Source organism: Bacillus sp. FSL R5-0439 (genome assembly GCF_038008805.1).
Classification (GTDB): domain Bacteria; phylum Bacillota; class Bacilli; order Bacillales; family Bacillaceae; genus Bacillus; species Bacillus safensis.
Genome location: NZ_JBBOZW010000001.1, coordinates 815,827 through 840,833, shown reverse-complemented (window position 1 = coordinate 840,833; position 25,007 = coordinate 815,827). Strand labels below are relative to the sequence as shown.

Below are 25,007 nucleotides of genomic sequence, written 5' to 3'. Positions count from 1 at the left end.
ACAGCTTATTCAGGCTTGCCTGCATCTATTCATCACTTATTCTCACATTCAATGAAGAGAAAACCATATTGACAAATCGTCATTTTCTCGCTAAACTGAATGACATTCAGTCATTTAAGGTCGGTGATGATATGTCGAAACGAGAAAAGATTATGCTTGCTGCGATTGATGCGTTTAAAGAAAAAGGCATTGAAAAGACGACCATTTCGGATATTGTGAAAGCAGCAGGAGTAGCGCAAGGAACGTTTTATTTATATTTTCCTTCAAAGCTTTCCGTCATGCCTGCGATCGCTGAACATCTGATCGCTCAGATGGTGCCTGCGATCGAAAAGGAATTCACTCAGCATGCAGATGTCCTCGATCAAGCAGATGCGCTTGTTGAATTTATTTTTGCTTTTACAAGGAAATACCGTGATGTCCTTGCCCTCACCTACTCAGGCTTAGCCGCCACCGAGCATTTAAAGGAATGGGAAGATATTTATGAGCCGATTTACAAATGGGTCGCTGCTTTTCTAGAAAAAGCAAAGCAGGATAACCGAGTCCGTGCGAATTTGAACTGTCAATACGCGGCGAAATTCATTATTGGTTTACTCGAATCGTCTGCTGAGCAAATGTACTTATTTACGGAAACAGATACAGAAGAGGTTCTGATTCAAAAGCGAGAGGTGAAGCAATTTCTTCTTTACGCACTTGGCATAGAGACACCTTAACTTAGTACAGCACTTGCTGTACGCTCTTTTTTGGCTTTAAAATGACGAATCGTCAGTTTTGAGTTTTAGGAGGAAATACAATGAAAAAAAGCTGGATGTATGTTGCACTCACTTGTTTATTCGAATTACTTTGGGTGTTTGGTTTAAATAGAGCAGATGCGTTGTGGGAGTGGGCCATCATTATCTGCCTGATCCCGGTTGATTTTTATTTTTTAATGAAGGCCTGCGAAAAGCTGCCGACAGGGACTGTGTACGCCGTGTTTGCCGGTGTTGGAACGATTGGGACATCTTTGATGGATTATGCCCTGTTTGGCGGTTCGTTTTCATTTGAAAAACTCTTATTTATGGGCATTTTAATTCTCGGGATTATTGGACTGAAAGTGTCTGATGGAGATGCACATGAGCAGAAAGGAGAAGCGGTATAACATGGGCTGGTTTTTTGTACTGTTAGCCTCTGCCTGCGAAATCGGCGGGACCATTGGCCTCAATATGTTTAGTAAGAAAAAGCAAATCACGACAGGCATTTTATTTGTCGGCGGGTTTGCGTTATCCTTTTTGTTTTTATACGCCTCGTTCTCGTCCGTTCAAGTATCCGTCGCTTATACGGTCTGGATCGGGCTTGGAACGGCGGGCTCTGTCTTGTTTAATATGATTCTATTTAAAGAGCCGAAAAACATGATTCGTATACTCAGCCTGCTGCTGATTGTGATTGGTGTGGTTGGGCTGAAGTTGTTTGCGTAATAGAAAAAGTAATGGAATTGATTTTCCATTGCTTTTTAAGTTAATTTATATACTTTTGTTGGTACGCTTTAAATTGTTTTTCGTATTTTTGCAACTTTGCCCCATCCACTTTTGAATTTAATTTCGGTTTTCGCTTTCCAATCACCATCACATCTTTATCTACAATAGGACTTGATAAAAAGATGTATGGTGCAAAACGATCACACTTCGTATTTGGGAGGGTTACGGATAACCTGGCATATTCTTCTGTCGGGAATTGGTTCGAAATGTCAAGTTCCTTGAGTCCCTCTAATTCCGATATTGGCTCTAAAGACTCGTCCTTCACTTTTATATTTGATAAGCACAGATATTTTAAATTCTTGAGGTATCTTAAAGGTTGAAGCGTATTTAAATTTAATGAATTCCAAACCCCGCCTGACAATTCTAGCAATTCTAAACCAGTGTTTTTTTGCAAAGGGGCTATGTCATTCAACTTTGAAAAATCTTTTATGGATAAAGATTTTAAAAACGTGTTTTTTGATAAATCCCATAAACTTTGTGCCTTTGTATTCCATTCAAGTGCCAATACCTCTACATCTTTAAGAGAACTTATCATTGATAAATCTTCTACTCTCAGTTCATGCACAAAGAGCATTTTTGGATTAACTAAACTCAAGATCGTATTGAATTCCTTTTGGTCCACTTTGTAAATCCACAATTTCGTCAGGTTAGAAAAAGATTTCAATTTTTCAATGTTTATTGTTTTCCCTATAATTAACAACTCAGTAGAATTTTCATCTACATCGGCTAAATCATGAACAACTTCTGGTCGTTTATCATGATGAAAAATATATTGGGGGTCTTCTTTTCGCATGCTTTTACCTCCACACCTATAATCAAGGAATATCCAAATAAATTTTATCAGTATTTAGGAGTCAACACATTATGATCTTTAGCATTTTCTACTATTTCTTATGAAGCAGTCATTGGAGACTATCTGCTAGTCAGCGGACTTCTACCAATTGATATGCTAATTTTAGTAGATAATAAAGTTAGCAAAACGCCTATATATAACAAATAAAAGAACTCTAATTCGTATACGAATTAGAGTCCTCATGATATGACTGATTTTATTTTTCTACCTTAAAATCTTTCTCGTTTAATGGGTATCTTGCTGCTCAAGCAATAGATCCATTGCGTAAATCGATTCGCCTTTCTCATCCAACAGAAAGTACACAATCAAAGGTTCTCCAAAAGCTGCTGTCTGTTGCGTGAACAAAACACATGTGAATTTTTCAATACCAACTGGCAGCTTTCTTTTTAATAAAGGGTGAAGAATAGGTGAAGCCCGAATTGTATCTACATCAACATCCCAACATTCGTTTTTTAAAGTTGGATATTGCTCTGATAACAATTGGTGTAACATGCCGGTCGTGAGCGCTGCTTTTCCATCGCATCCATCATTTATTATGTTGGTGTTATACATCCGACAGCTGTTCACCCTTTGAAGCGTTGATTCGTATTCCTTTTAAGACAAAGCGTTTCTGACCATCAAGTGTACAAGTGATCAATGTCAGTTCATTTTTCCCGCGATCCTTTAATACATCCACATCCGTCGGTTCTATCGTAGCAGAGCTGACAATTTTATATTCGTATGTTTCAGCTTGATGATGTAAGACGACTTTTTCTCCTTTAGGTACCTCTGGCAGCTGCCGGAAAAGCCGGTCGCCTCTATACCCTCTATGGCCTGCAATCGTGAAATTTCCTTCACCTGGCATTTGATGAGATTTGATTTGAGTCAGTGCAATGCCTAAATTTTCTTTTGTTGTAACAGGCAGCACTTTTTCGTTTAAATCAATTGACGGGATCTCTAGCTCCATCACATCTCGCAGGTCTTCTTCTGACACAGTTAAATGTGGAATTGAAGAAAGGGCATCACTTTCATTTTCTTCAATCATCTTTAATGCCTGTTCCATTGCTGCTGTCTCTTGAGAAGTTCGCCACTCATATAGAAAAGGAACGGAGATGAGCATCAGCCCGGTGACCACCAAAAAGCTGCCTAATAAGGTTCTTTTTTTCATCAATACACTCGTTCCTTCCTCTTACTGAATGGTTCTTCTTCTAAGAACAAGAAGAACAGTTCCAGAAGCTACTAGTAAAATCCCTGCATACATCAAGTAACGCAGCCATTCTTCTCCAGTCTTTGGCAGCTCTCCGTTTGAGTCATGAGGCGGATGTTGATCCCCTTTATCTGAGGCTGGAGGATTCGTGTGGTCCTCTTCATTCTTCACAGGTGCATTTTTCACAATCATTGTCTTGATCTCCACTTCGCCCATTTGAATTGTAAAAGCGAGCGGTTTCTTTAAAGCTACATAACCATCTGGTGCTTTCGTCTCTGTGAGTAGATACTCTCCAGGTTTAAGCCCTTTGACAATGGCTTCTCCGTCTTTTCCTGTTGTCACAGATTTTATGGTTTTCCCAGCTTTTGTACGAATGTCAAAGGCTGCCCCTTTTAAGGTTCTATCTGTCTGCTGGTCTACCTTTATGATACGCAGACTTCCTAAGATCAAGTGATTCTTCGCTGTTAAATGAAGCGGCTTCTGCTGATTTTTCTCAATTGTGAACAGGATCGGCTTATTATCCAATTCATAACCATGAGGTGCTTTCGTTTCAACGAATTGATATTCTCCCGGTTTTAGATCGTTGATGTGAAGCTTTCCTTTTTGGTCCGTTACAAGTGATTTCTTCAACGTTTTTCCTTCTTTACTCAGAAGAGCAAACTCTGCATTTTCCAGCGGATGTCCCTCATCATCGATTTTGGTCAGTTCCACTGCTCCCGGCGTCAGTTTGTTGATCATTTCTACTTTTGCTGGTTTGTCTTGACCTAAACGAATCGTAAATGAGACAGGTGTCTGATCCAATTCATAGCCGGCAATGCTTGCTGTTTCGACAAATCGATAGGTTCCTGGCTTCAGTTGATCGACTGTCAGTTGACCGTTTTTGTCTGTCTTTAAGTCTTTCTGAATACGCTGATCATGCTCATCCATCAGATCGAAGGTCACCCCAGCGAGCAACTGACCATCCTCTCCTTTTTTCTGAAGCTTCACAGCACTTGTCGTCCGAATATTTTCTTTTGTCACTTTCACCAGTTGATTTGGGTTGAAATCAATTTTAAATTCTACTGGTTCTGCATCTAGTTTATGTCCAAACGGAGCCTTCGTTTCAACCAATTGGTAAGCGCCTGGTTTCAAATCGTTGACAGTGATGATGCCTTTCTCGTTTGTTGTTAAACCTGACATCATTTCTTTGCCATCGTCATTGAAAAGTGTAAATTCTGCGCCTTTCAATCTTTCTTTTTCTTCCCCTATTTTTGTGAGTTCTACAGAACCTTTCTTGAGCTGATTGATTGCCTCCACTTGAATCAATTCTTTTTGACCTAATTCAACTTCAAAGACAAGTGGTTTCGTACTCAATTCATAGCCTTCAAGACTCTTTCTTTCAACAAATTGATAGGTTCCAGGTTTTAGCCCTGTGAAGGTGATCTTTCCATCCTGATTGGTTGTAATTCCTTCTCCTCCTGCCACTATCTTTCCTTTATCATCAGATAGATCAAAGACAACCCCTTCTAATGATTTCCCATCTTCGCCTTTTTTGTGAAGCAGCACTCCGCCTGTTTTGCGGCTATTTTCTTTTGTCACACTGACCAGCTTCTCAGGGTTAAATGGAATAGCAAAAGTGACAGGTGTTTCGTCAAGCTCGTGACCGAATGGCGCCTTCGTTTCAACAAACTGATAGGTTCCAGGCTTCAGATCGTTGACGATGATCTTCCCGTTCTGATCAGTGACAAGACCTGTTTTCATCTCTTTTCCATTTGCATCTATAAGCTTGAATTCTGCTCCTTCAAGCACATCATCCTTTTCACCGAGCTTCGTGAGCTGGACAGATCCAGTTTTGAGATCATTGATCACTTTGATTTCTGCCGGTGTTTTTTGTGCGATTTCGATGGTAAAAGGATAAGATTTATTTTTCTTTTGGTAACCATCAATACTCTCTGTCTCCACGAGCTGATATTTGCCCGGTTTGAGGTTATCAACCAAAAGCTTCCCATCTTCATCTGTTGTCAAATCTTTACGTACGACTTTGTCATTTTGATCCAAGACTTCAAATTGAACACCTTGAAGCTTCTTGCCATCTTCCCCTTCTTTTATCACTTCTAATGCACTTGTTTCATAGAAGTTCTTTTGCGAAATGACGATTGGTTCCTTTGGATCAAGTGGTACTTCAAATTTGATTGGCGTTTCATCTAATACATAACCATCGGGTGCTTTTGTTTCAATGAGCTGATACGTGCCCGGCCTTAGTTCGTTTATCGTGATCTTGCCATTTTCTCCTGTGACAAGCGAACCATTTAGCTCATGCCCATCTTGATCTAAAAGCTTGAACTGTGCACCTTCTAGTCGCTCTCCGCCTTCACCTATTTTGCTCAATTCTGCTGAGCCTTTGATGATGTCATTTACTGCAGTTACAATTGTTGTTTCTGTTTGATTTTCTTTAATGGTGAACGGCCATTTTTGCTGATTTAATTGATAGCCTTTCGGTGCGTTTGTCTCAACAAAATAATAGGAACCTGGCTCAAGATGTTTGAAAAGGATTTCTCCTTTTTCGTCCGTTTTCAAATCAGTTTGGACGGTATCTCCAGATTCATTTTTCAGTTCAAATTCTGCATTCTCTAATGCTACACCCGTCTCTTTGTCTTTTTTCGTTAACTTGACATGCTGGCGGATTTCTTGGTTTTGCACCGTCATGCTATTTCCTGTTTTCGCTTGATCTCCAGATTCGTAAGGCTGATCAATCGTTACATGGATCGGATCCTTGGTTTTAATATAACCATCAGGTGCTTTCTCTTCTGTCACGATATAATCACCATACAGAAGACGATCAAATCGAAGAGATCCTTCTTCATCTGTTGTCTTTGTACCAATGACGATGCCGCTCGCAGCATCTGTCAGAGAGAAGGTTGCTCCTTTTAGCGCTTTTCCAGTACTCGCATCTACCTTTTTAACGGTTAAAGCACCAATCGCTCCTGTGCCGTCCCCCATGCCAGCGGTGCGTTTGACCACAATTGAGGCTTCGGATTCCTTTTTGATTTCTTTTACATTTTCACCTCTAAACGTTACTTCGTTTTGAAGTGTACTTCCCACCTTATCTAAAATGAGAGATTGGTATTCTAAAATATATGGTCTCGTGATTTCTTCTTTAAATTTGATTTGAAAAGAATCTGGGTCGAATTCAAGGTCTAGTTCGTAATCCTTCCCTTTTTCCAGCTCTTCTGCTTTTGTCACTTGCCCCTTTTCATCTATTGTCGTCGAATAGAGATGAAATGAGTTTTCTATTATGGCTTGGTTACTGCTTGGATGGTCTATAATCGTCGCTTCTTGGACTGTTGATTGACCAAAATTGATATTCACTTTCCAATCAATAACTTTCCCTTGTTGATTTCCTGATTTGCTCGTGTATTTCCCTCCATTTGGAATGGACACCACAGCATTCACATCTGATTCTTTTGTCTGTCCATCATAAAGGGTCGCTTTATTTTCGTAGGTTTTCTGTACTAAATCCATTCCTTCAACACTTGTTTGATACGTGATTTTATAAGGGGAATCAATGGCTTTTTTGAAAATGACTTCGAAGCCTGTTTCTCCCTTTTCATTTTCAAGGAATTTGATGTCATAATGTTCTTTCGCTAATACCTCTTTTTCTTCTGCTCCATTTTCCCCGCCCTGTAAATCAAGCGAATAGACGGTGATTGAATCTTTAAGCAAACGCTGATTTCCTTGAATGAAATCCTCGATTCTCGCCTCTTCTAGATGTTTCAAATTATAGTTCACACCGATATTCCATGTGATCTCTTTTTTCTTTGCATCATAAGTTCCGTTCTTAAAACCATTTGACTGCGTGTATGTGTCAGGTGTGAAGACAGATTGATTTTCCTTCGTCAAATCCTTGCCATCTTCATTTACCCATTCAAGCTTTACATGATTACGCAGATTCTTTTGGTCTTTATCTGCTCTTTTTTCATAATCAAAAGACGTTGTATATGTGACGATATGTTCTGTCTTAATTTCTTTTGTAAATTGAATATCAAATCCATTTTCATGTTCAATTATTAGGTAATCTGTGCCTTCTTCAAGCACTGAATTGCCTGTCGTCACTTTTAAACTATCTTTTTGCAGCGTCAATCCTTCGTTTGTAAACGTATCTTTTAATATCAAATTGTTCATCGTTTGTTGATCTTTGTTGAAGGTGATACGCCATGGAATGGTCTTGGTCTTGTAATTCGGTGTTCCATGATTTTTCGTTAGGATTTGCTGGTCAATTCTTTGCTTCCCTTGTTTGCTCTCTTTGCCAGCTGTTACCGTATTGATGATCTCTTCAGCTTCAAAAACCCGCTCGGTTGCTTTTGTTTGATAGGTGATGAGATAAGCTGATTGAATATCTTGATTGAATTGCAAGGTAAACCCGTTTTGTTCATCCTTTTTTTGAGGTTGAACTACATAATTTTCAAACGCTTTTGTCCCTGCTTCGTTGCCATTTTGATCAATTGTGACTTCTTTGACTTGAAATGAATCAGAAATCAGCGCCTGTGTGCCATTAAAGTAGTCTTCTAACAAAGCATCCTTTTGAGCCAGCTTTTTTTCGTTATAGTTATATCGAATTTCCCAAGTAATCGTTTGTGTGACTGGATCGTAGTGAGCGGCTTTTTTATTTAAAGGACTGCCTCTTGTCACATTCACTGTGCCTTCTGCTGAACTGATCACTTTATCACCAGAAACAAGGGACGCTTTATTACGAAATGCAGACTGATCTTGATTTGTAATGTCCGTTTCATACATTAAACGGTAAGCTAGATGCACGTCATCTTTAAATTCAATCGTGAAATCTTGACCATCTGCTGTTTGGCCGATTGTGTAGTGGTTTTCGTCAAGCAGCTGACCAATCGATGTTTCCCCATTTAGCTTTGTATCAATACGATAAAGCTTGATTGAATCTTTTTTCAATGCCTGACCTTCTTGAATCGGATCTAATAGCTTCGCTTGTTTCACATCGTCTAAGTCCATATTAAAATCTACTGTCCATTGAATGGTTTCAGCATTGTAAGATCGATTTGGTTTTCCCTTTTTAGAGACGTTTGGACCATTTGGAATGTATTGAATCGGAATGGATACCGTATCCTTGCCTTCAATCGGGGTAATGATGACTTCTTTTTCTTCAGTGATGACTGTTTGTTGATCTAATTGCGTCCAAACTTGAAGTGTTCCATGGATATTTGAATATTGTTTAATAAAATCGGTGAACTCGATGGAGGCATTTCCGCTCTCATCTACAGAGAAATAACCAACGGTTGCCTGATTAAATTTCATCTCGAGACGATCGATTTTTTCGTAAATCACTAATTCCTCTGGAACCTTGAAATGGAATTCATCTCCGCCATTATAGCTATGCCCATTCGGGATGGCCCACTCATAGTTAATGGAAATCAGCGAGTTGATATCAGGTTTCTCAATTGAATTTCCTTCCGGATCTTCAAATATTAATTTCGCATCAGTGAGGAGATTTTCTTGTATCAGCGTTTGTTTTGTAACACTTTGCAGCCCTGCACGCTTAGACACGCTCACTTTGTTTTTTAGTAATTCATCTTCTTCGTTTTGTTTCGTTTGAGCGGCTTCTTGATTGTTAGAAGCTTTATCTTTCTCAGATGAGGTTGAGTCATCTTTTGGAAGGCTTTCTTCACCCTCATTTTGCTTTGTTTTCTCTTCTTGCTGAGTTATACTGGTGACATCGATGTCAATTGATCCTTCTAAATTTGGATCGATCTCAACATCTTCTTTAAATTTTACCGTCACTTCATTTTGTTTTGAAACGGTATACTCGCCAACAGGTATGTCACCTACAGTAATGGGTTCCTTCTGCTCCTTCTCTACCTGGATGGCTGAAGGAAGAGTGAGAACATACGGATATTGTTTTTTTAGATCAATTCCTTTTATTGACCAATGCACAGTGGCCTTTCTTACTTGCTGGTCTTCCATGCTTGATAACTTATTGCCTTCGCTATCAGCAAACTCAATATCCCCATAAATATTTTCTTGAATTTCTTTTGCTTGTGCCCCTGCTAAAGGCAAGACTCCTAATATACTAGACTGTATGACTAGCACTGTAATGAGTGCCAGCGACAATATTCTTTTCAATACATCCACCCTTTTCTAAAATTAATTTTCAGCAATGATAAAAAAATCAGTTGTATACTGTCAGATCAATCACTCCTCTTCTGATCAAATATTTTCTAAAAAATTGCACCTTACGACCCTATGAATAAAATGAGTTGATCAATCATGATAGTGGATTCAATAACTGGATTGGGGTCCATAGAAATGGGGAATAGTGAGAGGGATCATGAAAGAATAAATATGAATTTTTCTATTGATACTTGAATGAACAATAAACGATGTGTACATGCATATATAAGCATGTATTCACATATAGTTCGTTCATATGAAACAAGCATGTATCATATGGTATGTATGGTTAGACAGTTCAGCATCATATAGACCGCATTCCTTTCTACTCCCTTTCATATGGTAATCAAAAATCTGCTGCATTTTATTCTTTCATTTACCGTTTCAACAGCAAAAAAATAAACAAAATATCTAAAATGATCCATTTTTATAGGATTCATGGCATAATTATCACCTTTTAAAAGAAAAATATGGAGAATTAACGAATAATATTTGTTTTCGTCTAATTTTTTTCTCTTTTATCATGAAAAGTGAAGACAAAACGATTTAGCCTAAACATTAAAATCATTTTATGCCTATTTAGAAAATCAAATGTTCTTTAAGTGAACTTCATAATATAGAGGCAAGCCAAGGGAAGGAGTTAGTTGTTTAATGGAGCTCATTGATAATAAATCAAAGAGATGGATAAAAATTTTAAAACTGCTTGTATCAAAAGATAAGTGGTGGAGCCTTCAAGAAATATCGAATGAACAAATCGGTTCGGTTCGTGCCATTCAAAGCGATTTAGAACAAATGAAGTCGTTCCAAACAGAGAACGGAGAGCCGTTAATCCACATAAAGCCAAGACAAGGCATATCCATTTGTTATACACAGACGATACGAGTCGACTACTATATCAAAGAAATTCTAAAAGATACGATTGAAATTCGATTGATTGATGGCGTTTTCTTTGAACAAAACAGGTCTTTCTATGAATGGATGGACATACTGAATATCAGTAGATCCACATTGTATAACACCATTCATAAAATCAATTCGCTTCTTATCTCGTATGACATTGAGTTACGACCAGATAGTATGCAGTTCCATGGAAATGAGAAGGAGATTCGTCAATTTTTTGTGGAATTTTTGTTTGAAGTCTATGGAAGCAGGCTTTGGCCATTCGATGATATTCAAAAGCAAGATGCAGTTGATTTTTTACAAAAGCTATTTCAGGTGCTCGAAGTCAATCTACCTGATGTGGCGATAGATAAATTTTGCCTATGGCTCGCCGTTTCCATACACCGAGTGAGGAAAAATTTTTCAATACGACGCAATTATAGGTACTCAATGGATAAGGAAAAACAAACATCTACAGCTAAAGGTATCTATAATCAAATCAAAAACTTGGAAGAACACGTTTGCCAAATGACAAAGGACACTTTTGGTGTTACGTTGGATCGTCACGAATTTGTCTTTTTACTATTGATTGAACCAGCTATTGGCCATTATAAATCAATTGAAACTGTCGAAGAAAAATTGACGTTCTTTCAATCGCATACACCACACCTCTTCGAAGCCATTCATTCCTTTATCAACCAACTGGAGTTGATATTTCATCAAGAGGTGGCTAATCGCAAGGCGATGACACTGATTCTTCTCCAATATTATGTGTATTCTAGGGAAATTACCGTAAGAGATGGATTCCTTTTCAAAAAGAAATCGAGGTATTTATCAGAGGTAAAAAAACAGCTTCCTTACTTCTATTCGAGGATTACTCATATCATCCAAGAGTTAAAAACAGACGATATACTTGCTTCTTTTGTGAAAAATGAACGAGAATTGATTCGTATCATTACTTCTAACTGGAGGGGGCTTGTTCATTTGGAAATGGATCGGAGAAACGTGTTGAACATTTTTGTCATTTCAACATTAGGTTATAATCATAGTTTGTTTATTGCGGATTTAATTAAATTAAGATTGCCTCCTCTCATTCATATTTTCACAAGTCCAGAAAATACATTAAATGAACAGACAATGGATCGACTTGGGATTGATATGATTGTGACCGATACTGAACTTCCTAATCAATTAGGACGGTCTACGCTGCTGATCAGCTCTTTTCCAACAAAGAAAGAAGTGGACAACTTGCACTCAAGATTGGTTGATATGACAAACTAAGATTCACCAAAAAAAAGCTGCTGAGGAGCTCTCTCAAGCAGCTTTTTGCTTCTGTATTAATGAAGCGCTATTTGTTCATTCATCAAATCAATGGCATAAAGTGATTGCTCATATTCATCTAATAGAAGGTAGACTTTGAGCGGTGCAGCAGTTTGATCTGTCTGCTGCGTGAATAGGACACAAGTGAATTTTTCGATTCCTTCTGGCAGCTTGCTTTTCAGAAAAGGATGAAGAATAGGAGAGATTCGAAGGGTATCAACATCTTGCAACCAAAGCTCATCTTGTAACGCAGGATAATGGTCAACCAAAAACTGACGAAACACTTCCAATGTACTCAAGTTAGATATCCTCACTTTCTTCTATTTATAGCTTTAAGCTTACCTAAAACAAACATGTTCAACTCACCCTATGATCTTTTCGCATACTACTAGAGACACAATGTCATTTTTTCTTCTAAAAGATTTGTAGATCAACTTTACTGTCATGAGTTTTCCATATGTATGACGTTTACTATATGAAATACGAATTCCCACCGATGGACCTATGATCATATTCTTATCTGTTTCTTTCGTGATGAAACGACAACTTCCTTCTACAAAATTCCATTTTTATTCTAAAAAGAGGAAAATGGGACAAAAAAGAACAGCTGCTCACTGTTCTTTTAGAAGTTATGAAAGGTCTGTCAAAGAGAATACTTCGCCGCTCACTGCATCAACGCCATCATGACAGTCAAGCTTGCCGCATAAAACATATTGTTTTTGCACATCGTCATAGACATAGATGGGTGTAAGTTCGAGGCGTTCTCTCAATGTTTCAAAGGCTTCTTTCTGAGACATGGTGATTTCACTAGCTGATTGAGATGGATTGAGTATCCCGCATACTTGAAACATCTCTTTTTTATCTATGTAATTAATGGCTTCAAAAGTGCTGGCATCAATGAAGATCTTGATCTTATCCATAAATCCACAGCCTTCTTGCTCATTCGTTTTTAATATCGCTTCGATGTAGCCATGGTCACGGTGGAGTGTTTTAAGCACCCACTTCCCTGTATCCTTTGAATATTTTTGCGCCAAAAAGGTGCGAACCGCTTTGATACACTCAGCTTGCTCTTCTTTTGAGATCGGGAATGTATCTGGCGAAGGCTCCAGTGAGAAGGCTTGTTCAGCAGTAATGTCCTCGTTTATATTGATTTCCTTTTTTTCAAAGGCTTTGGTTAAAGGTTCATTCCACTCCATGACCTGATTCATGTGTATACAATGTGTTTCTTCACGTCCAATTTCAAATGGTATCGTTCCTGTTCCATCGTTCTTGACATAAATTTCTTCTAACGCATATATAGGACGGATTCGATTCTGCTCGAAGGATGGCCAATCAAACCGCTGCACTTGCTGCTGGGCTAAATTCTCGATCCTATCAATGGAAAGCACATATTCTTCAGCTCTTAGTCGTTTTTTTGCCATAAATGGCCCTCGATGTATAAAGTGAATGAGCTGCCCATGTTCATTCCATTTCACCTCGATTCTGCCTGAAGGCGTCACTTTCACACCATCTATTGCTTCTTCGAAAAAAAGTTCCCCTTTCTCCTTTTGTTGCAAGTGAAAATGCTCACCATCAATCGACCCTGTTTCTTGTTCAATCCATTGAATGGCATGAGCTGGATAAGGGCTTTTAAATGTGACACCATTCTTCGCGAAGGTTTTATCCATGACAAAAATAACTGTTTCAACCTGCCCTGTATTCAAATTCACGTCAATCACGGCTGTGCCGTCTGGGTTTAGATCATCGTCCTCTGGTTCAGCTTCATGGGTGGGAAACCATTCCATATTCAATGTATACACCGTTTCATTGAACATATTGACGTAACGATGAAAACTGTGCCTTTTTAGATAGTAAAGCTCTAAGCCAAATTTCGCCTTTGTCTGATCGATCAGTTGTTGAATGTTTGCATTCATTTTTTTCACCTCAAAATGATTCAGTCTTATGGAAGAACAAAGATGACGATAAAGCCGAAGATAACGATCGCTGTTAATAATCCTAAAACCATTGACACCATGTTTGTTTTCTTTGTAAAGCCTTTTAATTCATGCTCTTCAGTCGACCGGTCGATTTTTCTAAAGCGAAAAAGCATGCTTAAATTAATAAGGGCTAGAGTTACAAATAATAAGAAAATTAAAAGCGTAGGTTGTATGTTTAAGAATGGATTTGTTACATCTTGGAAGCTGAATGACTGAAGGAACATCAGACCACTTAATACTACTCTTGAAATATTTTCTGCCTTCTTTTCTTTCTCCCACTCTTCCCCCAATTTTTCTTTTTCATAAATGGCTATCTGCTCGAAAAGGGGAATGAAAGACTTTGTTGATCCTTTTTTAATAAAACCATAAATACTTAGAAAGAGCATAATAATTCCTAAACAAAGAAAGAAATGTGTAAATCGAATGTCAGACATTTGAATCAAGATAAAAAAAGCGACGATTATGATACCGGCTATTAAATTAGAAACGACTATTTGCTTTGACCTCATCTTTTTTAATGTAGCTTGTTCCATACAATACTCCTCCTCGTTTCAAATGTTTCTGTTAAGCGCTCTATCTCTATTACGATTTTATTGAAAAAATGTTTCAATATTTCCCCTTTCCATTGCAGAAATGGAAAGACGCCCATCATTCAATAGACGTCTCACCCTTCGTAATGAAATCATCACAGCATGTCTTGAGCAGCTGTTCTGTCTTTTATTTGCTCAGCTGCCAAACGTTTAAAATCCTCGACAGACAGCTGCTTTGAAGTCTTTTCTCCGTGCTGTCTAATATTTAGTGATTTTTCTTGCATTTCTTTATCGCCAATGACAGCGATATAAGGAATTTTTTGCAATTGTGCTTCTCTCATTTTATAGCCAAGTTTTTCATCCCGTTCATCGATTGTTGCTCTTATTCCGATACTTCTTAATTGCTGCTGCACCTTTAAGCAGTGATCAAGGTGAACAGTTGAGACTGGGATGATTTGTACTTGTACTGGTGCTAGCCATAATGGAAAGACACCCGCAAAATGCTCAATGAGAATGCCAAGGAAACGATCTAGAGAACCAAAAATGGCGCTGTGAATCACAACTGGCCGTACCTTTTCATTTTTTTCATTGATATATGTTAAATCAAATTTCTCAGGCATTTGAAAATCCAGCTGAATTGTGGCGCACTGATGGCTCCGCTGCAGGGCATCTTTAATATGAAAATCGATCTTCGGGCCATAAAATGCCCCATCTCCTTCATTTAGCTGGTAGTCGACCTTTAGACGATCAAGCACATTTTTTAGTGCTGTTTCGGATATTTCCCAAATAGCATCATCCCCTAAGGCTTTTTCTGGAAGAGTGGATAGCTCGACTGAATACTCAAACCCAAATGTCCGATACACATGATCAACTAATTGGAAAATCCGTTTGATTTCAGCTTCGATTTGATCTTCTCTTAAAAAAATGTGAGCATCATCTTGGCAAAATGTCCTGACCCTGAACAATCCATTTAACGCTCCGCTAAATTCATGACGATGCACCTGACCAAACTCAGCCATTCTGATTGGAAGGTCTCTGTATGAATATAAGCTGTTTTTGAACATGAGCATATGCCCTGGACAGTTCATCGGTTTTAAAGCAAAGCTTGTATGGTCTACTTCTGAGAAATACATATTTTCATGATAATGATCCCAGTGCCCTGACTTTTCCCAAAGCTCTTGGTTCATCATAAACGGTGTACTCACTTCTTCGTATTGCGCTTTTCCTCGCACTTCTCTTGAAAAGGCCATTAATTCATTTCTGACAATCTGACCTTTTGGTAAATAAAACGGCATGCCTGGCGCTTCTTCTGAAAACATAAAGAGGGATAACTGTTTCCCTAATTTCCGGTGATCACGTTTATTTGCTTCTTCCATGAAATGAAGATAATCAGCTAGATGATTTGGATGCTGAAACGCTACACCATACACTCGCTGCAAGACATCCTGATTGCTATCTCCCCGCCAATAAGCCCCTGCAACACGTGTTAGTTTAAATGACTTTAAGTACCCTGTAGAAGGTACATGCGGCCCGCGGCATAAATCTACAAATTCTCCTTGCTGATAAACTGTGATGGCTTCTTGAGAGGGCAGATCTTTTAAAATATCCAGCTTATATGGATCATGTGCAAACAGCGCTTCAGCTTCTTTGTAAGAGACCTCTTTTCTTTGGATAGGATGATTCTCATTTATGATATTTTTCATCTCTTTTTCAATTTCTGCTAAATCCTCTACGCTTAATGTTTGATCGAGCTTCATATCATAGTAAAATCCATTTTCAATGACAGGTCCGATTCCCAGTGTGACATTGTCATATAACCTTTTCACAGCCTGGGCTAATACGTGTGCAGATGTATGGCGCAGCACTTCAACCCCTTCTTTTGAATCAAGTGTGACAATAGACAGCCCAACATCGCTGTTTAGCTTTTCACTTAAATCAACCATTTGATCATTGACCTTTCCCGCCACCGCTTTTTTTCTTAAGCTCGGACTAATATGGGAGGCAACATCTGCAACAGTCGTACCTGCTGGAAACTCCTTTATCTTTCCATCTGGAAATTGAATCTTCACCATGTTTTCTCTCATAAATGACACACCTTTCCTATTTTTTGAAATAAAAAAAACACACCCATCCCTCATAGAGGGACGAATGTGTAATCCGTGGTTCCACCCAAATTCCCATAACGCGTATTCGCTTTATGGCTCTGGTGCCGTAACGTGGCATTGACGGTATTGGATACTGCAATTTTCCCCAATACAGCTCAAAGGTGGTAAGACAGCTTTTCAGCGTTAGGAAGATTTCAGCGTGACTTCCCTCTCTGGTAACCGATAAAAGCTGCTCATGTCCTTTTCAAAGCAATGATCCTATATGAGTGTACAAAAAAACACACCCATCCCTCATAGAGGGACGAATGTGTGATCCGTGGTTCCACCCAAATTCCCATAACGCGTATTCGCTTTATGGCTCTGGTGCCGTAACGTGGCGTAGACGATATTGGATACTGTAATTTCCCCAATACAGCTCAAAGGTGGTAAGACAACTTTTCTGTGTTAGGAAGATTTCAGCGTGACTTCCCTCTCTGATAACCAGTAAAAATAGCTCATGTCCTTTTCTTCGCTTTTAATTTCTCCATATCTTACATGATGATGATGGATGATGTAAAGGATTATTTTGTGCAGTGATAACGAAATTCATTCTTTAAATGTAATATTGTGTGTATTCACTTGGGCTGTATTCAATTTCAAACGCAGGAGATAAGGCTCGTTTCACTTCTTCAGTGATTCGCTCTCCTTCTTGATTGAACTTTCTTTCCATGTCTACGCCATTTGGCTGCAAATCATCGGTTTCTTCGTCAAACCAGCGGCCATACTGTATATTCCAATTCCATAACTTTGAGAAAAGGGTATCACTCATTGGTACATCATCTCTTTCTAAATGACATTGACAATGCCCGCAATGAAAAGGTTCACTACCGTAATCTCCTTCAATTTTCACAAAAGGATGATCCTCAAACTCTCGGCAGCACACCCATTTTTTGAAGTGCTGACCGAACTCTGTCAGTTTAATCGAGTAATAACGCATGGAAGTTCGTTTTCCTTTCATGTCAAACATCCCTTGATCAATTAATGTCTTCAATCGATATTCAATAAAATCATCACCGATATACTGATCTAAATGACCAATGACTTCTCCTATTAAGCGTGGAGTGACGATATACTCCTCTTCTGGCGCGGACTGATGAAGCCGCTTAGCCATTTTCACTAAATAAGCATCAAATTCATCTTCTGGTACGATGATCACTTGTCCTTTTTGCCATATCCGCAGCGTATGATTTTCTTTAGCAAGTGAAAGCCATTCGTTTTGTAATCTTTCTCTCTCTTCTTTTGTCACTGGGTGAATATGCGATTTACTCTCATACAAAATTTTAAATTTTTCAGATGCGATTTCTCCGGAATGTCGAAGGATCATTCTTCTTGTATTCGTATTGAACAGCTGATCAAATGCTGTCGTTATATTGATTACAGACAATTCAACCCTTTTCTCTTTTAATAAATAGACGGCATATCGCAAGCCAATTTGCTCATGTGCATTACTGCCTGTCCAGATGAGTATACGACTGCCAGCTTTTATTTCTTTTATTTGCTGAAGCATTCTATGCTGATCGTTGACCATGTCATCAAAATAGCCAAATTCATTTGACATCACGTTACGCAGCCACTCTATACGGTTCGCTTGTCCTTCATGTTCGTGTAAATGTAGAAGTGGCCCAATTGAATAAATATCATCAAAAGCGATGACATCATCTATTTGTTTTTGCTTCATTTCACGTATTGCTTGTTTTAAACTACCGGCAGCTGCCGCCCCAAATATGATATGTATCATCATTCGTCTCCCTTTATCTTACATTTCATTTCATCTTCACCTATTCATGGTTCTTTCGTCAATTCTATTGAGTAAATTTCATTCAAAAGTATGACAAGGAGATGATCAGGTATTTACAGAAGTAATAAAGCAGAAGTGAAGAGATAAAAATTTTTATAAAAAAAGCCCAGGAAATGGGCAAAGGAACTACCCTAAATAAGTAGTTCCCACAATACAAAACTAAATTTGTATGTTCACTAGTGAAATCGTTCATGTTACCTTACTTGCTCCATCACCTTCAAACTCTTCTGCTGAGAGATTCGATCAAACGCCACCATCAGAATGGTCATGAGTAAAGCGAGAAGAACCGTTCCAGCGCTGATCCAGCTTAGGTTCAATATAGATGTCCTGCTTAGTACAAGACCTCCTAAACCAGAGCCTAAAGCAAATCCGAATTGAATAAATGATGTATTGACACTTAATGCGATATCAGGAGATTTCGGTACAAGTGTGACAAGATATAGCTGCTGAGCTGGCGATGTGCTCCATGTTGCAATCATCCATATCATGATCACCGCCACCATGACCACGAGGTTCCCTGTCACAAATGCTAGCAGCATAAGCATGATGATTTGTAGAATAATTCCGGAGAAAATCGTGAATGTTGGGCCTTTTTTATCTGCTGCTACCCCTCCAAGACTGGAGCCCAAAAAGCTGCATATTCCCGCTAGTAATAAAATGCCACTGATTTCTGTAATGCTAAGGTTTGCTGATTCTTGCAGGAAGGGCGTTAAATAGGTAAATAAAGTGGAATATCCCCCAACATAGAATAGCGTCACTGCCACTGCCAGCAAAATTCTCTTATCTTTTAAAATTGATAACTGCATACCTAGCGTCACCGGTTCTTGTTCTTTCATAGAAGGGATGCGCCTATATACAACAATCAGCGGAATGAGCGTGATCAATCCAATGGCTGCAAATAATGCTTTCCATCCAATCATGCTGCTTAGAAATGTCCCGATTGGCACACCTAAAACCAAGGAACTGCTTAATCCCATTAAAATGATGCCAATGGCTGTTCCTCTTTTTTCTCGCTCGACAAGACGAGTAGCCACAGCCATTGCCACCACAATGGCCGTCCCTCCACTAATTCCTTGTAAAATCCTTGTCATCAGCACCATTTCAAACGAATGGCTGACACTTGTGAGGATATTACTTAAAGTAAAAATGATCAGCATCCATGATAATATTTTTCTGCGGTCGATATTGATGGTTAGTGCAATGACAATCGGTGCGCCGATTGCTGCTGAGAGCGCTAAGGATGTGACCAATAAACCAGCAGCTGATATCGTGACCTGTAAATCATCTGCGACCATTTGAATAATCCCTGTAATGATATATTCGATTGTTCCGATTAAGAAGGCTGCTAAAGCAAGTAAATAAACAACGGCTTTATTTTTCATCGTGAAGTTTCTCCTTTGGGCAATGTTTACACTTCATTTTTTATAGGAATTTGTATTTCAATGAGTCTTCCTTCTTCATTTTCAGACAATGGGTAATAAATCTCTCTGCCAGGCTGATCTTCTTTCACGCGGTATCCGTTATTTTCGATCCATGTCGCCAGGTCAACACAAGCAGATTGTGCAAATGGAGAATCTGAATGAAATAGGAGCGTCGCCATGGTTTCTTCAGCTGGTAACGTGCGCATCGTAATTCCCTGAGGCAGAGAGCCCCTTAACGCTTTAGCGGAATACCCAACCTGAAATTCGAACTCACTTTCTTTAGCAAGTGATTCCCTCCACAGCACGATTTGTGGCTCAGAGTTCAATTCTTGCGGATGTTTTTGTAACAAATGATGAAACGTTTCAAAGAATGATGGGATTTCGTCAACAGTTCCGTTGACTTGAAAAGACATGATGTGTTTGCTTTCAACCGATTTGATGATGACCTCCTGCTCTTTTTCAACACACCCCTCTCGTTTGATGAGGTGCATCCGCTCCTTAATACGCGCTAATTTCTGCTGTTCTCTCTCGATCAATTGCTGAATCTCACTCTCTTTCAAGAGAAACATGCCCTGAATCTGGTCGACAGAAATATCTTCACGAAGAAGCTGACTCATTTGCTTTAACGTAAAACCTAATTCCTTGTATAGAAAAATCCGATTGACCTCAAGCAGCTGCTCAGCTGAGTAATACCGGTATCCAGAATCTTGATCGATCTGTTTAGGCTTTAATAAATCGATTTGGTCATAATACCTTAAGGTTTTGACAGGGACTTTACTTAACATAGAAAAATCGCCAATCTTGAACATCCTGATCTCCTCCGTTTTGTTGATCTGATCAAAGTATAAACCTTTCAGTTAAGGGGAAAGTCAATAGAAGATTTTAAAATACAATTTATTCGCATATAAAAAAGCCCTATTTCAAATAGGGCTCGTTGTTTGATGAACTTTATTTATCCTCAAGAATATGTTTAGCCGCTTCTAGTGCTGAAGCTGCTTTAGGCCATCCGATATAAAAACTAAGATGAGTGATGACTTCAATCAATTCGTTCTTCGTGACACCATTTTCTTTAGCAAGATGTAAATGGTATTCCAGCTGATTCAGGCTGCCCGTACTTACTAAAGCTGAGACTGTAATCATACTCCGATCTCTAAGAGAAAGTTCCTCCCTTCTCCACAAATCTCCAAAGAGAACTTTTTCTGAGTACTCAACAAATGCTGGAGCAAAATCTCCAAGAGTGAATTTTACAGTCGGCTTGATTGGTTGATGCATAGCTATTTCCCCTTTCAATCGTTCCGTTACTTGATCATCTGCGCAAGCCCTTCTCCAAAGGACCAATTTTCCAAGCCTGTCTCAATCAGCATAATGAATACATTTTCTTTTGATATATGGAGTTTGTTATACAACTGGTCAGCTATTTCCTTATATAATGATTGCTTCTGTCCCTCGGTTCTTCCTGAACCACATGTAATTTGGATATATAAAAGACGATGATCTCTTTCATGACGAACAAGATAATGGGGATCATAAAAAAATTCTTCTTTCTTATGTGAACTGAATACCTGAAAGTAGTCTTTTTTAGGAACTTGAAATTCTTTTATCAGAGCCTTCATGATCGTTTGGCTAATAGAAGTTAAGCTTTCTTTATCGTACTCATCTTCCATATAACTGACTTTTACAAATGGCATGTATGTCATCTCCCTTTTTCTGTCTCACTTCATTTTACATCCCAATACTCGTTTTATATAATTGAATAATATATAAAAATGCATTCATATATCGAATGGAGAATATTAGAAATGGACCTAAAAGAGTTAAAAGCATTTCAAGCCGTGATTCAGGAAGGGACCTTCTCAAAAGCCGCTCAAAAATTGAATTATGCACAGTCGACCATAACGAATCAGATTAAACGATTAGAAAAGGAATTAGGATTTCAATTGTTTGTAAGAGGATGGGAGGCTGAATTAACCCCTTCAGGACAATTGTTTGCCAAAGAGATTGATCAGTTGATACTCCATTGGCATTTTGTATTAGAGCAATCACAAAAACTCCAAAAAGAAGAAATCGGAACCTTGAATATAGGCGTCATAGAACCAATTGCTGTCTCTATTCTTCCTTCCGTCCTTCAAACATTCAGAAAGCAAAAACCGAATATCACATGCCACTTTATCATTGGTAATACAGATTTCCTTCACAAGCAGCTCCTCCAGGGGGAGATCGATTTTGCTATTGCAGGGGAACCTGTGATGAACACACTTCCGTTTGAGGAGTTGTACAAGGAGGAAATGTCTTTTATTATCGCAAAACAGCAGGCAGATCAAGTTGGAACGATTTCATTGATCAAGGATCTTTATGAACAGCCTCTGATCATAGGCGGAGAAAGTTGTTTATATTACATGAAATTACAAAAGGAACTTTCAAGAATAAATGTAGAACCGTTCACTTATACCGTCAGCCAGATTTCAGCCATTCCATCATTTCTAAAGGGATTTCCCTCTGTCGGCGTCGTCCTTTCCTCTACCCCATTGTCAGACGAGTTTGTGAAAGTTCCAATTGAAATGGAGGACCCTTTTATCCCGATAGGAATCTTAACTCATAAGGACCCCCATCTCTCTCTGGAAAACACCAAGCAGCTGCTGCTTAATCTATTTCGTCAAGAAGCGGAGCAATTCACATGCTCGTGATCTCGTATCAAAAACAAAAAACCTAGATTTCATACATCTAGGTTTTTTAATCTTTCAAGCCATTTCAAGATCGCTCCACTTTTAAAGAAATTGAATATGGCTCCCTCACTAAATCGCTCAGCTCTTACAACCCCCATGATGAGAGCAAGTACACACTGTGCATTTAAATTTGAAATGTCCACATGCTCCATATCGTTCGTTCCCCATTCAATGCCATTTTCTTTGAGGATTTCTCTATAGTGGGTAAGTTCCATTTCTTGATGCTGTTCTGCAAAGGCATAGACATCTTCAATAAAGCGTTGGACCGTTTCTGAATAGTTCACAAAAGGCATCTGGATTGGGCGTTCAGCTGTTCCATCATTTTCTTGATCGATCACCCATTCTCCGATATGATCCTCCTGAAGCATCGGTATGTATTTTGTCAAAATCTCAAATTGACTCATCGTTATCCTCCTCTATTTTTTTTAGAATGCTTTCAAGCCCGACAATAATAAAAGGAAACATTTTCAGGCCATGTATCGTGCATACAGGAGTGACATTAGTTCAGAAATTAAGCTGGAGCCTTCAAATAGATCGAAGGCTCCATTTCCAACTAAATTGCTTTAGCTAAAATCATAAATCGGTGTTGTTTTGCGTCAAAATAACCCTTTTGTTCAATGGTTTTATGAATGGTGTATAATTCATCCTTGAAATTACTTATTTCAAAACCTGGCACTTGCCAAGGAATTGCTTTTAGATAATACACCAATGCTCCGATATCATAAAATCTTAGAATGGGGAACTCTTCAGCACTTTTCAACACCTCAAAATGATTCTCCTGTATCTCTTTTAAAGCTAGCTTTAAGTTCCAATCAATAAATTCTTCATTTATTGGTACCCTTAGATTCTCATTAATCTCTATGCAATCGAGTCCACCGACTTGTTGAGTTAGAAAAATACCTTCTTTCGAGATAATTCTTCTCACCTCTTGAGATGAAAATGACTCATGTTGATTGATGATAAGATTAAATTTTCCAGTCTCAAACGGCAAATTTTCATCATTAGAAATTTGAACTACCTTAACTCCTAAAGGGGTTAATCGTTCTTTTGCGACAGGTACATTAGGTAAGTAACCTTCTGTAGCATAAACTGATGTTGGAAAAGGTCTTAATTTTGATAAAAACTCTCCACCACCTGTTCCCATGTCCAGCATTGATTTTGCACTTTGAACAAGAGAAGTAGCTATACTACCATATGACCATGAAAGCAACTCACTTTTCATTCTTCCCGTTTCAGATATGAATGAGAAATCCCACCCAACAAAAGGTGCATCTGCTTGTTTTATAAATGAAGAAAACTGTTTGTCATTCATCATAATCCCTCCAATTATCATTTTGCAGTTTTAATGATTAAATAATTGGTGGGCCTCTTACGAATATATAAAGTTGTTATATTTCATGTTCTTTTAGTCTCATATTTAATCACTCCCTTTAAAAATACTTAAAATTATATTTAAAGAGGACCTTGCCGAAGACCTTGTTTTTAACATTTATTTTATATTCATTCAGCTGATATTTGAGTGAAACAATAAAAAAATTTGTTTGAGAATCGAGAACTCATGATGGGTGTCTCATTATAGAGGACTAGGTGCAAGATAAGGAGGAAATACGAAATGGGAGCTTAGAAAAAAATAAAATAGATTGTTAGTTTTTTATTCATTTAGATGCTTTTACTCTCGCGCCAATTGTCAAAAGCTTGGTCTAGTGATATTTTCGCTCATTTAACTCCGAAAATGAAAGTTAGAACAGTAAAAAAGTTCAGCGATTGATTACATGGAATCAGAAGGTTAAGTAATCAAAAGGGCTAAAGACACCACACACTCAACATGCGGCGTATAAATCATCTAGCTCGTCAACTTTTTTCGACCTTCACAACCAGTATAAACTAAAATCTTAATAATCACGAAAAAGAATATACGTTCTCAAACCTTTAGATCAAATGTGGTCAATTATGTGGTCGGTGGTCAAAAAAAGCTATCCATAAGGACGGCCGGGTGTGAGTAATATAAGAAGAAGTTAATCATTGAAATATATACGAATTTTTTAAAACCCCGTTTCCGCGGGTAAACCGTATACTCTAATTATACACCACATTTAGATACCGAACAAATATTCGTTTATAATCTCCAGTGAGGTGGATGAAATGTAGAACGAAGAAAAGATCGAAATAGGTGGAAGATGAAATTCATCTTGCCAGAACATAATGAGGCATTAAGACAACTGCATCTTGCAAAAAAAATTGAGCGACTAGTTTTAAGCCCGGAACAATTGGAAGAGTTTGAATATACAATAGCGACTGCTATGAGCGAAGACTTGGCTCTGAATTTCGATCTATTTGATAATGGGTTTGTTCGTGAGATCACTGGGAAAGTCGGGTATGTGGATCATCTAAGAAAAGAATTCAGGGTTAAGGATGATCGTGGCGACACAAACTTTATACGGTTTGCAGATATTTTGAATGTAAAAACACCCTAACATTAGTCAGGGTGTTTT

General features: G+C 38.4%; 21 protein-coding genes and 2 other annotated features. Of the genes, 6 read left to right on the top strand and 15 right to left on the bottom strand.

All coding sequences use genetic code 11. From position 1 onward, the window contains the following. Nucleotides 1-131: 131 nt before the first annotated feature. From NST59_RS04090 to NST59_RS04080, 3 genes are all read left to right on the top strand, one after another. On the top strand, nt 132-710 hold the full coding sequence (locus NST59_RS04090; RefSeq protein WP_126681428.1) for a TetR family transcriptional regulator: 579 nt from the start codon (nt 132-134) through the stop codon (nt 708-710). 80 nt (nt 711-790) lie between these two features. After that, nucleotides 791-1,135, top strand: coding sequence for a DMT family transporter (locus tag NST59_RS04085; RefSeq protein WP_047202046.1), 345 nt, complete (start codon nt 791-793; stop codon nt 1,133-1,135). Nucleotide 1,136: 1 nt separating this feature from the next. After that, nucleotides 1,137-1,451, top strand: coding sequence for a DMT family transporter (locus NST59_RS04080; RefSeq protein ID WP_003217878.1), 315 nt, complete (start codon nt 1,137-1,139; stop codon nt 1,449-1,451). A 40-nt stretch (nt 1,452-1,491) separates the two neighbouring features. Here the strand turns inward: NST59_RS04080 and NST59_RS04075 are convergent, their stop codons facing one another. The 4 genes from NST59_RS04075 to NST59_RS04060 all read right to left on the bottom strand — a co-directional run bounded on the left by NST59_RS04075 (nt 1,492) and on the right by NST59_RS04060 (nt 9,685). Further along, complete coding sequence (locus NST59_RS04075) at nt 1,492-2,304, bottom strand: leucine-rich repeat domain-containing protein (protein WP_126681340.1); 813 nt, start codon at nt 2,302-2,304, stop codon at nt 1,492-1,494. Between the two features lie 285 nt (nt 2,305-2,589). Further along, nucleotides 2,590-2,916, bottom strand: coding sequence for a hypothetical protein (locus tag NST59_RS04070; protein ID WP_039177201.1), 327 nt, complete (start codon nt 2,914-2,916; stop codon nt 2,590-2,592). Next, nucleotides 2,909-3,511 carry a class D sortase gene (locus NST59_RS04065; RefSeq protein WP_058837499.1) on the bottom strand — a complete coding sequence of 201 codons (603 nt, stop codon included), beginning with the start codon at nt 3,509-3,511 and terminating at the stop codon, nt 2,909-2,911. Before NST59_RS04065 ends, NST59_RS04070 begins: the two co-directional genes overlap by 8 nt. A gap of 21 nt (nt 3,512-3,532) precedes the next feature. Then, on the bottom strand, nt 3,533-9,685 hold the full coding sequence (locus NST59_RS04060; RefSeq protein ID WP_341040221.1) for a SpaA isopeptide-forming pilin-related protein: 6,153 nt from the start codon (nt 9,683-9,685) through the stop codon (nt 3,533-3,535). 690 nt (nt 9,686-10,375) lie between these two features. Between NST59_RS04060 and NST59_RS04055 the strand changes: the two genes are divergently transcribed. Beyond that, nucleotides 10,376-11,884, top strand: coding sequence for a helix-turn-helix domain-containing protein (locus NST59_RS04055; RefSeq protein WP_058837459.1), 1,509 nt, complete (start codon nt 10,376-10,378; stop codon nt 11,882-11,884). A gap of 56 nt (nt 11,885-11,940) precedes the next feature. Here the strand turns inward: NST59_RS04055 and NST59_RS04050 are convergent, their stop codons facing one another. From NST59_RS04050 to NST59_RS04010, 9 genes are all read right to left on the bottom strand, one after another. After that, entirely contained in the window at nt 11,941-12,222 is a 282-nt protein-coding gene (locus NST59_RS04050; RefSeq protein WP_039177194.1) for a hypothetical protein, read from the bottom strand. A 330-nt stretch (nt 12,223-12,552) separates the two neighbouring features. After that, a complete protein-coding gene (locus NST59_RS04045; RefSeq protein ID WP_151284143.1) occupies nt 12,553-13,836 on the bottom strand; it encodes a hypothetical protein in 1,284 nt (427 codons plus the stop codon). A 26-nt stretch (nt 13,837-13,862) separates the two neighbouring features. Then, nucleotides 13,863-14,432 carry a hypothetical protein gene (locus NST59_RS04040; RefSeq protein ID WP_144495522.1) on the bottom strand — a complete coding sequence of 190 codons (570 nt, stop codon included), beginning with the start codon at nt 14,430-14,432 and terminating at the stop codon, nt 13,863-13,865. 152 nt (nt 14,433-14,584) lie between these two features. After that, on the bottom strand, nt 14,585-16,513 hold the full coding sequence (gene thrS, locus NST59_RS04035; protein ID WP_341040201.1) for a threonine--tRNA ligase: 1,929 nt from the start codon (nt 16,511-16,513) through the stop codon (nt 14,585-14,587). A 53-nt stretch (nt 16,514-16,566) separates the two neighbouring features. Continuing rightward, nucleotides 16,567-16,791: a binding site (T-box leader), on the bottom strand. A gap of 37 nt (nt 16,792-16,828) precedes the next feature. Next, nucleotides 16,829-17,052 (bottom strand) — a binding site (T-box leader). Nucleotides 17,053-17,126: 74 nt separating this feature from the next. Further along, nucleotides 17,127-18,311 (bottom strand): DUF1835 domain-containing protein, encoded by a 1,185-nt coding sequence (locus NST59_RS04030; protein ID WP_144490815.1) that lies wholly within the window; start codon nt 18,309-18,311, stop codon nt 17,127-17,129. 254 nt (nt 18,312-18,565) lie between these two features. Beyond that, nucleotides 18,566-19,753, bottom strand: coding sequence for an MFS transporter (locus NST59_RS04025; protein ID WP_039177189.1), 1,188 nt, complete (start codon nt 19,751-19,753; stop codon nt 18,566-18,568). 26 nt (nt 19,754-19,779) lie between these two features. Continuing rightward, nucleotides 19,780-20,601 (bottom strand): MerR family transcriptional regulator, encoded by an 822-nt coding sequence (locus NST59_RS04020; RefSeq protein ID WP_058837465.1) that lies wholly within the window; start codon nt 20,599-20,601, stop codon nt 19,780-19,782. A gap of 139 nt (nt 20,602-20,740) precedes the next feature. Continuing rightward, nucleotides 20,741-21,064 (bottom strand): carboxymuconolactone decarboxylase family protein, encoded by a 324-nt coding sequence (locus NST59_RS04015; protein ID WP_075622573.1) that lies wholly within the window; start codon nt 21,062-21,064, stop codon nt 20,741-20,743. A gap of 26 nt (nt 21,065-21,090) precedes the next feature. Then, entirely contained in the window at nt 21,091-21,480 is a 390-nt protein-coding gene (locus tag NST59_RS04010; protein WP_047203605.1) for a tautomerase family protein, read from the bottom strand. Between the two features lie 111 nt (nt 21,481-21,591). On the opposite strand from NST59_RS04010, the gene NST59_RS04005 reads away from it, so the two are divergent. Beyond that, entirely contained in the window at nt 21,592-22,476 is an 885-nt protein-coding gene (locus NST59_RS04005; protein WP_106025884.1) for a LysR family transcriptional regulator, read from the top strand. Between the two features lie 29 nt (nt 22,477-22,505). Here the strand turns inward: NST59_RS04005 and NST59_RS04000 are convergent, their stop codons facing one another. Beyond that, nucleotides 22,506-22,919 carry a DUF6508 domain-containing protein gene (locus NST59_RS04000; protein WP_106025883.1) on the bottom strand — a complete coding sequence of 138 codons (414 nt, stop codon included), beginning with the start codon at nt 22,917-22,919 and terminating at the stop codon, nt 22,506-22,508. Between the two features lie 149 nt (nt 22,920-23,068). Next, the gene (locus tag NST59_RS03995; protein ID WP_376765031.1) at nt 23,069-23,830 is read right to left on the bottom strand and encodes a methyltransferase domain-containing protein; all 762 of its coding nucleotides are present in this window, start codon (nt 23,828-23,830) and stop codon (nt 23,069-23,071) included. Between the two features lie 874 nt (nt 23,831-24,704). Here NST59_RS03995 and NST59_RS03990 point away from each other — a divergent pair. Continuing rightward, nucleotides 24,705-24,989: a YolD-like family protein gene (locus NST59_RS03990; RefSeq protein ID WP_239690708.1), complete on the top strand. Its 285-nt coding sequence runs from the start codon at nt 24,705-24,707 to the stop codon at nt 24,987-24,989. Nucleotides 24,990-25,007 lie beyond the last annotated feature (18 nt).

What these genes read in the sequence shown, in the direction of transcription:
- NST59_RS04090 (WP_126681428.1), top strand. Translation starts at nt 132, where the DNA reads ATGTCGAAACGAGAAAAGATTATGCTTGCTGCGATTGATGCGTTTAAA.
- NST59_RS04085 (WP_047202046.1), top strand. Translation starts at nt 791, where the DNA reads ATGAAAAAAAGCTGGATGTATGTTGCACTCACTTGTTTATTCGAATTA.
- NST59_RS04080 (WP_003217878.1), top strand. Translation starts at nt 1,137, where the DNA reads ATGGGCTGGTTTTTTGTACTGTTAGCCTCTGCCTGCGAAATCGGCGGG.
- NST59_RS04075 (WP_126681340.1), bottom strand. Translation starts at nt 2,304, where the DNA reads ATGCGAAAAGAAGACCCCCAATATATTTTTCATCATGATAAACGACCA.
- NST59_RS04070 (WP_039177201.1), bottom strand. Translation starts at nt 2,916, where the DNA reads ATGTATAACACCAACATAATAAATGATGGATGCGATGGAAAAGCAGCG.
- NST59_RS04065 (WP_058837499.1), bottom strand. Translation starts at nt 3,511, where the DNA reads ATGAAAAAAAGAACCTTATTAGGCAGCTTTTTGGTGGTCACCGGGCTG.
- NST59_RS04055 (WP_058837459.1), top strand. Translation starts at nt 10,376, where the DNA reads ATGGAGCTCATTGATAATAAATCAAAGAGATGGATAAAAATTTTAAAA.
- NST59_RS04045 (WP_151284143.1), bottom strand. Translation starts at nt 13,836, where the DNA reads ATGAATGCAAACATTCAACAACTGATCGATCAGACAAAGGCGAAATTT.
- NST59_RS04040 (WP_144495522.1), bottom strand. Translation starts at nt 14,432, where the DNA reads ATGGAACAAGCTACATTAAAAAAGATGAGGTCAAAGCAAATAGTCGTT.
- thrS (WP_341040201.1), bottom strand. Translation starts at nt 16,513, where the DNA reads ATGAGAGAAAACATGGTGAAGATTCAATTTCCAGATGGAAAGATAAAG.
- NST59_RS04030 (WP_144490815.1), bottom strand. Translation starts at nt 18,311, where the DNA reads ATGATACATATCATATTTGGGGCGGCAGCTGCCGGTAGTTTAAAACAA.
- NST59_RS04025 (WP_039177189.1), bottom strand. Translation starts at nt 19,753, where the DNA reads ATGAAAAATAAAGCCGTTGTTTATTTACTTGCTTTAGCAGCCTTCTTA.
- NST59_RS04020 (WP_058837465.1), bottom strand. Translation starts at nt 20,601, where the DNA reads ATGTTCAAGATTGGCGATTTTTCTATGTTAAGTAAAGTCCCTGTCAAA.
- NST59_RS04015 (WP_075622573.1), bottom strand. Translation starts at nt 21,064, where the DNA reads ATGCATCAACCAATCAAGCCGACTGTAAAATTCACTCTTGGAGATTTT.
- NST59_RS04010 (WP_047203605.1), bottom strand. Translation starts at nt 21,480, where the DNA reads ATGCCATTTGTAAAAGTCAGTTATATGGAAGATGAGTACGATAAAGAA.
- NST59_RS04005 (WP_106025884.1), top strand. Translation starts at nt 21,592, where the DNA reads ATGGACCTAAAAGAGTTAAAAGCATTTCAAGCCGTGATTCAGGAAGGG.
- NST59_RS04000 (WP_106025883.1), bottom strand. Translation starts at nt 22,919, where the DNA reads ATGAGTCAATTTGAGATTTTGACAAAATACATACCGATGCTTCAGGAG.
- NST59_RS03995 (WP_376765031.1), bottom strand. Translation starts at nt 23,830, where the DNA reads ATGATGAATGACAAACAGTTTTCTTCATTTATAAAACAAGCAGATGCA.